Below are 12,504 nucleotides of genomic sequence, written 5' to 3'. Positions count from 1 at the left end.
GCCGGTCCCGGCCCGGGGAGAGGTCGGGACCGGCGTGTCTGCGCTGGGCCTACTGCTTGACGAAGATCGTGTTGGGGTTGATCGTCCCGTAGACCTCGTTGTAGGTGACGCCGCCGAGGCCCGAGCCGTGGATGTTGAAGTACTTGTCGAAGATGAACGGGATCTGCGACGTGTCGTTCTTCAGCACGTACTCGGACAGCGTCCGCCACTCGTCGTTCTGCTTCTTGATGTCCGTGATCGCCAGGATCCGGTCGATCTCGGAGTTGACGTGCTCGTCGTTGAGGAACGAGTAGTTGTTGGTGCCGTCGGCGAGGTTGCGGCCGTCCATGGTCGGCGGGACCACGGTGGAGGCGCTGGGCCAGTCCGCGCCCCAGCCGGTGCGGAAGATGTCGTACGGGGTGTCGAGCTTGCCGACGACCGTGTAGTACGAGGTCGGGTCGATCGCCTTGCGCTGGACGTCGAAGCCGGCCTTCTCCAGCGCCTTCTCGATGGTCAGTGAGACGTTCTGCCAGCGCGGGGTGTTGGCGTAGGCGTAGGAGAGCTTCACCTTGCCGGTGACACCGGCCTCCTTCAGCAGCTCCTTGGCCTTCTCGACGTCACCGGTGGGCTTGTCGAGCTTGCCGAAGGGGTCGTACTTCTTCCAGCCGGCCACGGTCGGGCTGAGCAGCGTGGTGCCGAGCTCGCCCTGCGCGCCGCCGCCGAAGGCCTGCTGGACCTGGGTCATCGGGAAGGCGTACATGATCGCCTGGCGGACCTTCGGGTCGGTGATCCGCTTGGTGTTGATGTTGATGACCTCGACGTACGGCTGGTACTGGTTCACCGTCCGCGACTTGTACTGCGCGTCCGTCGTCAGCGTCTGCATCTTCGACGGGTCGGAGGAACCGGAGAGGTTCACCGCGTACTTGTCGTCGCCGTCCTCGGCGGCGAGCCGGTTGGTCAGGCCCGGCTCCGCGATGCCCAGCTGGAAGTTCCAGCTGTCCGGGTAGGCGTTGCGGATCGGGTCGGTCTTCGGGTCCCAGTTGGTGTTGCGCTCGAAGACCAGCTCCTTGCCCGGCTTGTAGCTGGCGATCTTGTACGGGCCGGTCGCGACCGGGTGGTTGTTGTACTTCTGCTTGTCGTCCTTGGCCTTCGGCACCGGCGAGATGTTCGGCATCGCGGCCGCGTAGGGCGCGTCGGCGTGCGCCTCCAGGAAGTGGAGGACGATGGTCTTGTCGTCCGGCGTGTCGATCTTGTCGGCCGGGATCTCCTTGCCCTCGTACGGGCCCGTGTAGGCCTTGCGGTAGTCGGCGCCGTAGAGCCACTTCTGGATGTACTGCGGACCCTGCGTCTGGTAGTCGGCGAACAGCCGCTCGATGCCGTACTTGACGTCCTTGGAGGTGACGGGGGTGCCGTCCTCGAACTTCAGGCCGTCCTTGAGGGTGAAGGTCCAGGTCTTCGCGCCGTCGGAGGGCTTGCCGGTGTCGGTGGCGAGGTCGCCCACCAGGATCGTCTTGCCGGTCTTGGCGTCGATCTTGTAGCCGGTCAGCGAGCGGTTGTAGAGCAACTGGACCGACAGCTGGTCGCTGACGTACTGCTGGCCGGGGTCCAGGTAGTCGAAGCCCGCCTGGTCGAGGTCGTACGCCGTGCCGCCCTTCGTGGCCCCCGGGACCTCCGGGGCGGGGCCCTTGGAGTCGGCGGCCGTACCGATGCCGAAGTTCTGCACGGTGGCCTTCTTGCCCTCGCCGCCGCCGGTGCCCGTCCCCCCGCCGCCACCGCTGCTGCACGCGGCGGACAGTGTCAGAGCTCCCAACGCCAGGAACGCGGAGGCGTGACGCGCCTTGCGAATTCTCATTGTTCCCTGCCTGTCAGTGAACCGAACTGCGGATACCGGCGCGCCCGGTCTCCCCCCACAGGGGCCCGGCGCGGCGGCTTGGACACCTAGCGCACGGTCTTGGGATCGAGTGCGTCCCGGACCGAATCCCCGAGCAGGTTGAAGGCCACCACGAAGATCACCATGGCGATGCCGGGGAAGAACATGAAGGTGACGTCGGATTCGTAGTACGCCGCGGCCTGCTGGAACATCAGCCCCCAGTCCGGGGTGGGCGGCAGAATTCCGACACCGAGATAGGAAAGGCCCGCCTCGGCGGTGACGTTCACCGGCAGCAGCAGGGTCGACTGGACGAGGATCGTGGACCAGATGTTCGGCAGCAGCTCCTTGCGGATGATCCGCGCCGGGGAGGCGCCGCTGATCCGCGCGGCCTCGATGAACTCACGCTCGCGCAGGCTCAGCACCTGGGCCCGCACCAGCCGGCCGACGCTCATCCAGCCCAGCACGAACTGGACGATGACCAGCGCCGCGATGCGCACGTAGGTCGGTTCCTCGTCGCGCGGGGAGACGAACAGCGCCACGATCACCGGGGTGAAGGCGATGAAGAACAGCTGCTGCGGGAAGGACAGCATCAGGTCCGAGAACCGGCCCAGGAAGTAGTCGGTGCGCCCGCCGAGGTAGCCCTGCACGAGCCCGATCAGCACGCCGACCACGACGGAGACCGTGGTCACGGCGAGGGCGATGCCCAGCGAGGTGCGGATCCCGTAGATCAGCAGGGTGAACACGTCCCGGCCGAGCTGGGGTTCGAGCCCGAACCAGAAGTCGCCGTCGATGCCGCCGTTGGGCTTGAGCGGGATCCCGTAGCTGTTCAGCAGCCCGAGGTCCTGGCCGTACAGCTCGTAGGGGTTCTTGCCGTACACCTTGGAGATCAGCGGCGCGGCCAGGGCCACGACGAGGTAGAGGACCACGACGCCGGCGCAGATCACTCCGGTGCGGTCGCGCCGGAAGCGCAGCCAGGCCAGCTGCCCCGGGGAGCGCCCGACGAGTTCCGAGGGCTCCTTCCCGGTGCCCTCGACGTGGGCGGGTGCCTCTGCCGGAACGGGTTCCGGCCGGTTCGCGGCCGTGCTCGGACTGGACATGGTCATCTGCCCCCGCACCAAAGAGATTTGGCGGCGCATGTGAACGCCCGTGGCTAGCTAGCCGGTATTGGGCAATGGATTTGGCGGCCAGTCAAGGGGGTGAAGCGACCGGAAGACAAGATCGCCGTTATCTTGGGGCAAGGTTTTGGATATTGTCGTGAACGCGTGCTTGACAGCTTCCGCGGTCGCTCGGCGAATGCGGTGGATTCAGGATGAATTTCTTTTACACGCGCGCAACTTGATCGAAGCGTCACCGATATACGGACGCGCCACGCTGGGCAGCGTACGGCCGTGCGGGTGCCGTGGGCCGGCCGGGGCGAACGTGCGTCGCCCCGGCCGGCCGCCGTACGCCGCAGCACGCCGCCGCGCGCCGGCGGTGAACGGTGGGGCGGCCCGCTGCGTATCCCCTGCGAAGGCCAAACGACAGTGCTGCCGGAAGGGCCGGGGAGGTGGCCGTGCGGCGGGCGTATCGGCTCGGAGGAGTGGTCTGCGCCGCCCTGGGGGCCGCGGAGGCGGTCTGGCTGGGCCAGGACCTCGTGCAGTTCCGCGCGGAGGGCGCCGTCAAGGTGTGGGCCGGGCTGGCGGTGCCGGTCGGCGGGGCACCGCTGGTGACCTCCACCGTGGACCTGCTGCTCCTCGTGCTCTACACGGCCGCCGCGGTCGCGTCCCTCAAGCCCGGCGGCGTCGGGGTCCTCGGGGCGGCCTCGGTGGTCACCCTGGCGCTGCGCACCCCCACGGCGTACCTGCTCGCCCCCGCCGCGGGCGGCGGGGCGCCGGGGCTGCAGGGGGCCCTGCTGCTGACCGCGGCCGGGCAGGTCGCCGGCGCCCTCGTGCTGCTCGTGGTCGTACGGCGCACCGGCCAGGACGCGCCCGCCCCGCCGCGGCCCGCGGCGGGCGTGCTGGCGGGGATGCTGCTGCTGGTGGTCGCGCTCATCGCCGGGGTCCTGGAGTTCTCCCGCCGCTCCGACCCGAACGCGCCGCTGCCCCCGGGCTTCTTCTGGCGCACCGCCACGGGCGGCTACCTGGTCGACTCCCAAGTGGGCGCGCCCTACGAGTGGCTGGTCTGGGCGACCGCCGGGCTGGCCGCGGCCGCGGGCCTCGCCGCGTTCTCCCGGGCCCCGTTCGCCCGGCCGCTGGGCATCTCCGTGGCCGGGCTGCTGGCGGTGACCGCGGTCCCGGTGATCGGCACCTCCCGCATCGACGCCCCGGCCGCCGACGACTTCGCCGCCGCCTTCGCGGTGGGCGCCGCCCTGGTGGTGACGCTGCTGCTCGTGCCCGGTGACCTCGCTGCGGTGGGCGTGCCCGGCGGCGACCCGTACGTGGAGGCGGAGGTCCCGGCGGCCGCTGACAACCTGTCCATGCCGCTCTACGAGCAGACCGCCGTCCTCCCCGTCTTCGGCGCGTACGGGCAGCCGCCGCCCGGCCCCGGTGCGGGCCCCGGCCCGGGCTCCGAGGCGCGGGCGGCCTACCTGCAGGACCCGCCCTGACCCGCCGGGACCCCCGTTAGTCCCGCCCGACGCCCAGGGAGCGCTTGAGGAACGCGACCTGGAGCAGGAGCAGGTTCTCGGCGACCTCCTCCTGCGGCGTCATGTGCGTGACGCCGGACAGCGGCAGCACCTCGTGCGGGCGTCCGGCGGCCAGCAGCGCGGAGGAGAGCCGCAGGGTGTGCGCGGCCACCACGTTGTCGTCGGCCAGACCGTGGATGATCATGAGCGGCCGGACCTCCTCGGCCGGGTCCGCCAGGCCGGCGTCGGTGACCAGGGAGTTGGCGGCGTACACCGCCGGCCGCTCCTCGGGGTGGCCGAGGTAGCGCTCGGTGTAGTGCGTGTCGTACAGCCGCCAGTCGGTGACGGGGGCGCCCGCCACCGCCGCGTGGAAGACGTCCGGACGCCGCAGCACGGCCAGCGCCGCCAGGTAGCCGCCGTAGGACCAGCCGCGGATGCCCACCCGGGTGAGGTCCAGCGGGTAGTGGCCGGCCAGCGCGTGCAGCGCGTGGACCTGGTCGTCGAGCGTGACCCCCGCGAAGTCGCCCGCGATCGCCTTCTCCCAGGCGGGGGAGTGCCCGGGGGTGCCCCGGCCGTCCGCGACGACGACCGCGAAGCCCTGGTCGGCCAGCCACTGCGCCTGCAGGTAGCCGCGCTGGGCGCTCACCACCATCTGGCCGTGCGGCCCGCCGTAGGGGTCCATCAGCACCGGCAGCGGGCCGTCGTCCGCCCGGTACCCCGAGGGGAGCAGCACCGCCGCCGGCACCCCGCGCTCGCCGGCGCCGACCAGCACCGGGCGCGCGCTGAGGACCGGGGTCTCGGTGTACGAGGCGATCTCCGCCACCTCCTCGCCGTCCCGCAGCACCCGCACGGAAGTGGCCGCCGACCCCAGTGACGCGGAGGACAGCACCGTGACGCCCCCGGCGCGCACCGCGGAGTGCACCCCCGGCTCGGTGCTCAGCCGGACCGGTCCGCCCGGGCCGCCGTCGGCGCGGTACACATGGATCTCGCCGATCTCCGGGTCCTTGGCGCCCGGTCCCGCGGAGGCCGACAGCAGGACCGCGTCGCCGTCCCGCCCGAGCATCGCACGTACGTGCAACTCCAGCCCCGTCCAAGGCTGTTCGCCGACGAACAGCGACCGTGCGCCGTCCTCGTCGGAGATCCGCACGAGGCGCTCGCCGGACGTCCACACGGGCACCCCGGCGAAAAGATCAAGCCAGATTTGATCGCGGTCCCGGTGCACCTCCCGGGTGCCCCCGGTGGCGGTGTCCACCGCCAGGTACACCTGCTCGCGCTGGTCGCGGGTCTGGACGAGCAGCAGCGGCGGGCCCGCCGCCGACCAGTGCACCTGCGCCAGGTACGGGTAGCGCTCGCGGTCCCACTCGACCGCGGTGGCCGTGCCGTCCAGCGACAGCAGCACCAGCGTGACCTCGGCGTTCGGCGTGCCCGCGGCCGGGTAGGCCACCTCGGCCGGCGCCTGCCCGGGGTTCGCCGGGTCGGCGATCCACCAGCGGCGGACCGGGGACGCGTCCACCCGGGCCGCCAGTACGCGGTCGCCGTCCGGCGACCACCAGTAGCCGCGGCTGCGGGACATCTCCTCGGCCGCGATGAACTCGGCCAGCCCGTAGGCGACGTCCGGGCCCTCGGGCTCGGCCAGCGCACGGTCCCCGCCGCCGTCCGCGGCCACCACGCGCAGTGCGCCGTCCGTCACGTAGGCCACCAGGCGGCCGTCAGGCGACGGGCGCGGGTCCACCACCGGGCCCGGCACGGCGATCTCCCGGGCGGTGCCCGCCCGCAGTTCCGCGGTGAACAGCCGCCCGGACAGGGCGAACGCGGCGAGCTCGACCGCGTCGTCGGTCGCGTGGGCGACGATCCCGGCCGAACCCTCCCGGCTGCGCTCGCGGCGCGCCCTCTCCTGCGGCGACAACTCCTCCGCCGTACCGGACAGCAGCACCTCGGGGTCCGCCGCGACCCGCTCGGTGCCGGACTCCAGGTCCAGCACCCACAGCAGGTGCGAGCGGTCGGTGCCGGTACGGGAGCGCAGGAAGACGACCCGGCCGCCGTCCGGCGACACGGTGAAGGCGCGCGGGGCGCCGAGCGAGAACCGCTGCGTGCGGGCGTACTGCCGCGGGAACGAGAGCGCTTGCGTCATGGGGGGAGTGTGCCACCGCCCGCCGGCGGGCCCCGCGCACGCCAACCGCGAGATCCGGCCATGCGCCCCCGCGTGCTCCCGTGCGACGAGCTATGCGGTGCGCCACAAAGTTATGATCCACTGCCGAGAGTGGGTAACAACCGGTTGGCAATTGCTGTCGGACCACGAGGCCCTGGAGGTGAGCCGCTGTGGCACTTTCGATTTCGGCGGTGCTGCTGCTGCTGATCGTCGTCTTCCTGCTGGTCAGGAAGGCCGGTCTGAAGGCGGGGCACGCGGTGGTCTGCGTACTGCTCGGGTTCTACCTGGCGAGCTCCTCCATCGCCCCGACGATCAGTGACCTGACCAGCAACGTGGCGGGCATGATCGGGGACTTCAAGTTCTGAGCCCGTGCCTTCGGCCCGGAAAGCCGCCGGATCGTCCCCGTGGCCCGCTGCGGGGGTGACCCTCCACCGTGCGGCGCACCCCGTCGGCGAACCGGGGGACCCGCCCTTCGGCCGGCCCGGGCCACCCCGACAGCAGGGCCTAGGCTCTCCTCATGACCGCACTGCCCGCCCGGCGACTGCTGCTCGTCCACGCGCATCCCGACGACGAGTCGATCAACAACGGCGCCACCATGGCCAAGTACGCCGCCGAGGGCGCGCACGTCACGCTGGTGACGTGCACCCTCGGGGAGGAGGGCGAGGTCATCCCGCCCGAACTGGCACACCTGGCGCCCGGCCGCGACGACACCCTCGGCGCGTACCGGGCCGGCGAACTCGCGGACGCCATGGTGCAGCTCGGCGTCACCGACCACCGCCTCCTGGGCGGCCCCGGCCGCTTCCGCGACTCCGGGATGATGGGCGCGCCCCAGAACGACCGGCCCGACAGCTTCTGGCAGGCGGACCTCGACCTCGCGGCCGGGTACCTCGTGGAGGTGATCCGCGAGGTCCGTCCGCAGGTCCTGGTCACCTACGACCCCGACGGCGGCTACGGCCACCCCGACCACGTCAAGGCGCACCGGGTCGCCATGCGGGCCGCCGAGCTGTCCGCGGAGCCGGCCTACCGGCGCGACCTCGGCGGGCCGCACTCCGTCGCCAAGGTCTACTGGAACTGCGTCCCGCGCCGCGTGGTCGAGGAGGGCTTCGCCCGGCTGCACGCGGCCGGCCGGCAGATGCCCTTCGAGGGCATCGCGACCGTCGACGACGTCCCGGGCGTGGTGGACGACGACATGGTGACCGCCGCCATCGACGTGGAGGCCCGCTACGCCGAGCGGAAGGCCGCGGCGATGAAGGCCCACGTCACCCAGATCGCGGTGGACGGCCCGTTCTTCGCGCTCTCCAACGACCTCGGACAGCCCCTGTTCGGCGCCGAGTTCTACCGGCTGGTCAAGGGCGCGCCCGCGGCCGCCGGCAGCCTGGAGGACGACCTGTTCGCCGGGAGCGGGGCATGAGGCGCGCGGCCTACCCCCTGCTCGCGGTCCTGGGCGTGCCGGTCGCCGTCGCGGGGTCGCTGGTCCAGGCCGCCTGGTTCCCGGGCGGGTTGCTGCTGGCGCTCGCCGGGAGCGCGGCGCTCTTCCACGGCGGTGCCAGGCTGACCGGCACAAGACTGGGCGCGGTGGTGCCGGCGGCGGTGTGGCTGATCACCGTGATGCTGCTCAGCTCGGCCCGTCCGGAGGGCGATTTCCTGTTCGCCAACGGAATCAGCCCGTACGTCTACCTGTTGGGCGGAGCCATGGCGGGAGTGATGTCGGCCACGCTTGTGCAACCCCGAACTCCCCCTGGTGGATCACTTGAGGCACGATAGGCGCCACGTTGCGTCCGTTACGGAGCGAGCGTCGTCCGTTTTGGCGGTCGACGTCACATAAACCCCTTTGATCAGGGCGGTCTCCATCCGGCGGACAGGCGGCTCCGACGCGGCGCCCAGTATGGTGGTGCGCGCCGCCGGGCCGCCCGCGGAAAGGCCGTGACGGGTGGCGAAGCGAACCGGGAGAGCCTGCTTTGAGTCGTGAAACTGATCGTCCGTCCCCCGGCCCCCAGGGCCGGGGCGGAGCCGCGTACCCGTCGGGTACCCCGCCGTACGGAACCCGACCGTTTCCGTCGCTGCATCCGCAGGAGGGCCCGCGCGACGGTGCCGCGAACGGGGAGCCCGCCGATGCCCCCGCCGCGGAGGAGACCAAGACCGAGACCACACTGACCACCCGGGTGCGCATCAACATCCCCGGGTCCCGGCCGATCCCGCCGGTCGTCGTCCGCACGCCCGTCGAGGGCGGCGCGGAGGACGAGGCGGCCGCCGGGTCCGCACCGGCCGGCCCCGCCGCCGAGTCCGCCCCGCTGCCCGCGGGCTGGGCCACCGGCGGCGGTACGGGCACCGGCAACGGCACCGGGGCGGGTCAGGGCGCCCCGGCACCCGCGCCCGAGCCCGCCGCCGAGCCGACTGCGGGGCCGAAGAGCGAGAAGCCGACGAGCGACTGGTTCGCGCCGCGCAAGGCCGCGCCCGTACCGGCGCCAGCGCCCGCGCCCGAGGCGGCCCAGGAGTTCTCCGCCCCCGAGGTCACCCAGCCGATGCAGATCGGCGACATCCCCGCCCAGCCCGGGCCGGCCGAGCGCGGTCCGGCCCCCGGGCCGGCCGGCGCCCCCGGCGGGCCCCGGCGCGGGGGCATCCCGTACCTGAACGACGGCGCGGTCGGCCCGGCGGGCCCCGGCGGCCCGGTCGCGCCGGGTGGCCCCGGTGGTCCGGGCGGACCGGGTGTTCCCGGCGGCCCCGGCGGCCCCGGTGGGCCCGTGGCGCCCGGCGGTCCGGCCGGCCCCGGTGGCCCCGCCGGCCCCGGGCGCCCCCCTCAGGGACAGCGTCCGTTCCCCGGCGGGCCCGGTGCGGGCCCCGCGGGTCCGGGGGCCGGTCTGCCCTTCCCGGGGCAGCAGCCGCCGTCCGGCCCCACCGCGGGCCCGGTGACCGGTGAGATGCGGGTGCCCCCGGCGGGCCCCGCGACCGGCCGGTCGCCGTTCCCGACGCCGTTCCCGTCCTCCGCGTCCGAGCGGCTGTCCGGGGACACCGTCGTCAGCGGCATCCCCGCGGTTCCCCCCGCGGGACCGTCCGCGAACCGTCCGGCTCCGGCCGGCGGCGAGATGTACCGCTTCGAGCAGGACGAGCCCGCGGCGCCGCCCGCCGCGCGCCAGAGCGCGGCCGAGCCGGAGCGCAAGGGACGTTCCAAGCTCATACTGGCGGGCGTCGGTGTGCTGGGCCTGGCCGGCATCGCCTACGGCGCCGGACTCCTGATGGACCACTCCGACGTGCCGGCCGGCACGACCGTCTACGGCGTGGAGATCGGCGGCAAGACCAAGGACGCGGCCGTCGCGCTTCTCGACCAGGCGCTGGGCCCCCGCAAGAACGCGCCGATCACCGTCACCGTCGGTGACGCGCAGAAGTCGCTCAAGCCCTCGGCCGCCGGTCTCGTCCTCGACACCGACGCGACCGTCCGCAACGTGGCGCACCGCGACTACAACCCGGTCACCGTCATCGGCTCGCTGTTCGGCGGTTCGCGCGCGGCCGAGCCCGTGCTGACCACCGACGGCGAGAAGCTCCGCGCCCAGTTGGAGAAGCTCTCCCAGGGCCTCGGCGGCTCCGGCTCCGAGGGCATGGTCAAGTTCGTGGACGGCAAGGCTGTCGCCGTCCCCGGCAAGCCCCACGAGGGCGTGGACGTGGGCGCCTCGATCGACGCCGTCACCGCCGCCTACGCCACGCAGGTCGCCACCGGCAAGGCCGGCACGGTCAGCCTGAAGGTCGCCACCGTGGAGCCCAAGGTGACCCAGGAGGCGCTCGACAAGGCCGTCGACGGCTTCGGGAAGTCCGCCATGTCCGGGCTGGTCACGGTCCGTGCCGGCGCCGCACAGGTCCCGTTCAGCCCGGAGAAGTCGCTGTCGCAGATCCTCACGATGGTGCCGGACCAGGAGGGCAACCTGACGCCGTACATCGACCGCAAGGTGCTCCAGGGGCTGTACGGCGGCGCTTTCGACGGTGTGCTGGTCGAACGCGGTGACGGCAGCAAGACCGCCGTCACCCCGGAGGACGTCGCCTCGGCGATGATGGCCGCGCTGCAGACCACCGACGCCGCCAAGAAGACGGTGACCATCGAGGGCGCCTCCTGACCCCCGGTCGCCCGATCCCGGCGTGAAGGTGTGGCCCCGGTACCCGTACCGGGGCCACACCCATGACATCTGTCACCCGCGGAACAGGACGCCCGGCACTGCCGTGCGGACCCCGCCGTCGGCGAGGCTGCTGCCATGACCGCAACAGTGTTCACGCACGTGAGCAAGAGCTTCGGTCAGGTCCGGGCCGTCGACGACCTGAGCCTGACCCTCCACCCCGGTGAGACCGTCGCCCTGCTGGGCCCCAACGGCGCCGGCAAGTCCACCGCCCTGGACCTGCTGCTGGGGCTGCGCACCCCCGACTCCGGCACCGTCGAGGTCTTCGGCACCACCCCGCGCCGGGCGATCGCCGACGGCCGGGTCGGTGCCGTGCTGCAGAGCGGCGGCCTCATGGAGGAGGTCACCGTCCGCGAGCTCGTACGGCTCGCCTGCGACCTGCACCCGCGCGCCCACCCCGTCGCCGAGGTGATGGCGGCCGCCGGACTGGAGTCCATCGCCGACCGCAAGGTCGACAAGCTCTCCGGCGGGCAGGAGCAGCGCGTGCGCTTCGCCCTGGCCACGGCCGGTGCCAGTGACCTGCTGGTCCTCGACGAGCCGACCACCGGCATGGACGTCTCCGCCCGGCAGGCCTTCTGGGAGGCCATGCGCGGGCAGGTGGCGCGGGGCCGCGCGGTGCTCTTCGCGACCCACTACCTGGAGGAGGCGGACGCCGTCGCCGACCGGGTGCTCGTCCTGCAGGGCGGCCGGCTGGTCGCCGACGGCACCGCCGCCGAGATCAAGGCCCGGGCCGGGGTCCGCCGCATCGTCTTCGACCTGGACACACCGCCGGACCGGCCTGCCCTGCGGGCCTTGCCGCGGGTCACGGACGTGGAGGTCACCGGGCGCACAGTGCGCATCCGCTCCACGGACGCCGACGCGACCGTGCACGCCCTCTACGCGACCGGGCTCTACCCCCGGCACCTGGAGGTCGCCGGGCTGGGCCTGGAACAGGCCTTCCTGGCCATCACGGAGTCGTCCGGGCAGCCCGGGCAGCCCGAGAAGTTGGAGAAGTCCGAGAAGGAGGCGGCGGCGCGATGAGGACACTGGCCCGGCTGGAGATCCTGCGCGTCCTGCGCAACCGCAAGTTCATGTTCTTCTCGGTGCTGTACCCGGTGCTGCTCTTCATGATCCTCACCGCCGGCCAGAGTGCCGCGATGGTGCCGTACTACATGGTGGCGATGTGCGCCTTCGGCGCCATGACCGCCGTGCTCATGGGCAACTCCGAGCGGATCGCCCGGGAGCGCGACAAGGGCTGGGTGCGCCAGCTGCGGCTCACCGCCCTCCCCGGGCGCGGCTACGTCCTGGCCAAGGTCGCGGCGGCCGCCACGGTCAGCCTGCCCTCGATCGTGCTCGTGCTGCTCGCCGGCGGCGCCGTGAAGGGCGTGCGGATGGCCGCGTGGCAGTGGGCCGGGGTGCTGATGACCAGTTGGGCGGGGAGCTTCGTCTTCGCCGCGCTGGGCGTGGCCATCGGCTACGTCGCCTCGGCGGAGACCGCCCGTCCCGTCGCGATGATCGCCTACTTCGGGCTCGCGCTGCTCGGCGGGCTGTGGGTGCCCTTCGACTCCTTCCCCGGCCGGCTGCGCGACATCGCGGAGCTGCTCCCGTCCCGCCCGTACGCGGCGCTCGGCCAGGCCGTCGAGTCCGGACGGGCCCCGCACGCAGGGGACGTCGCCGTGCTGGTGGTCTACGGGCTGGTGTTCGCCGGGACAGCCGCTTGGATGTACCGCAAGGACACCGCGAAGGCCTGACGGGCCGGAGAGGA

General features: G+C 72.8%; 10 protein-coding genes. 7 read left to right on the top strand and 3 right to left on the bottom strand.

The annotated features are described in order from the left end of the window. Nucleotides 1-49: 49 nt before the first annotated feature. Nucleotides 50-1,831: an ABC transporter substrate-binding protein gene (locus ACFZAU_RS06160; protein WP_500551281.1), complete on the bottom strand. Its 1,782-nt coding sequence runs from the start codon at nt 1,829-1,831 to the stop codon at nt 50-52. 86 nt (nt 1,832-1,917) lie between these two features. After that, complete coding sequence (locus ACFZAU_RS06155) at nt 1,918-2,946, bottom strand: ABC transporter permease (protein ID WP_500459392.1); 1,029 nt, start codon at nt 2,944-2,946, stop codon at nt 1,918-1,920. A gap of 455 nt (nt 2,947-3,401) precedes the next feature. On the opposite strand from ACFZAU_RS06155, the gene ACFZAU_RS06150 reads away from it, so the two are divergent. Further along, the gene (locus ACFZAU_RS06150; RefSeq protein WP_500551280.1) at nt 3,402-4,433 is read left to right on the top strand and encodes a hypothetical protein; all 1,032 of its coding nucleotides are present in this window, start codon (nt 3,402-3,404) and stop codon (nt 4,431-4,433) included. Nucleotides 4,434-4,449: 16 nt separating this feature from the next. Here the strand turns inward: ACFZAU_RS06150 and ACFZAU_RS06145 are convergent, their stop codons facing one another. Next, nucleotides 4,450-6,582: a S9 family peptidase gene (locus tag ACFZAU_RS06145; protein WP_500551279.1), complete on the bottom strand. Its 2,133-nt coding sequence runs from the start codon at nt 6,580-6,582 to the stop codon at nt 4,450-4,452. Nucleotides 6,583-6,770: 188 nt separating this feature from the next. On the opposite strand from ACFZAU_RS06145, the gene ACFZAU_RS06140 reads away from it, so the two are divergent. From ACFZAU_RS06140 to ACFZAU_RS06115, 6 genes are all read left to right on the top strand, one after another. Then, entirely contained in the window at nt 6,771-6,965 is a 195-nt protein-coding gene (locus tag ACFZAU_RS06140; RefSeq protein ID WP_499607081.1) for a hypothetical protein, read from the top strand. 152 nt (nt 6,966-7,117) lie between these two features. Beyond that, complete coding sequence (mshB, locus tag ACFZAU_RS06135) at nt 7,118-8,011, top strand: N-acetyl-1-D-myo-inositol-2-amino-2-deoxy-alpha-D-glucopyranoside deacetylase (RefSeq protein ID WP_500551278.1); 894 nt, start codon at nt 7,118-7,120, stop codon at nt 8,009-8,011. Next, entirely contained in the window at nt 8,008-8,364 is a 357-nt protein-coding gene (locus ACFZAU_RS06130; protein ID WP_499607075.1) for a DUF6113 family protein, read from the top strand. Before mshB ends, ACFZAU_RS06130 begins: the two co-directional genes overlap by 4 nt. Before the next feature lie 194 nt (nt 8,365-8,558). Next, nucleotides 8,559-10,703 carry a VanW family protein gene (locus tag ACFZAU_RS06125; RefSeq protein ID WP_500551277.1) on the top strand — a complete coding sequence of 715 codons (2,145 nt, stop codon included), beginning with the start codon at nt 8,559-8,561 and terminating at the stop codon, nt 10,701-10,703. 135 nt (nt 10,704-10,838) lie between these two features. Next, nucleotides 10,839-11,780, top strand: a complete 942-nt coding sequence (locus ACFZAU_RS06120; RefSeq protein ID WP_500551276.1) for an ABC transporter ATP-binding protein — start codon at nt 10,839-10,841, stop codon at nt 11,778-11,780. Next, nucleotides 11,777-12,490 carry an ABC transporter permease gene (locus ACFZAU_RS06115; protein WP_500551275.1) on the top strand — a complete coding sequence of 238 codons (714 nt, stop codon included), beginning with the start codon at nt 11,777-11,779 and terminating at the stop codon, nt 12,488-12,490. The genes ACFZAU_RS06120 and ACFZAU_RS06115 overlap by 4 nt, the downstream gene beginning before the upstream one ends. Nucleotides 12,491-12,504: the final 14 nt, after the last annotated feature.

Source organism: Streptomyces sp. NPDC008238 (assembly GCF_042956445.1).
Taxonomy (GTDB): domain Bacteria; phylum Actinomycetota; class Actinomycetes; order Streptomycetales; family Streptomycetaceae; genus Actinacidiphila.
This window is presented reverse-complemented; position numbering and strand designations above follow the sequence as displayed.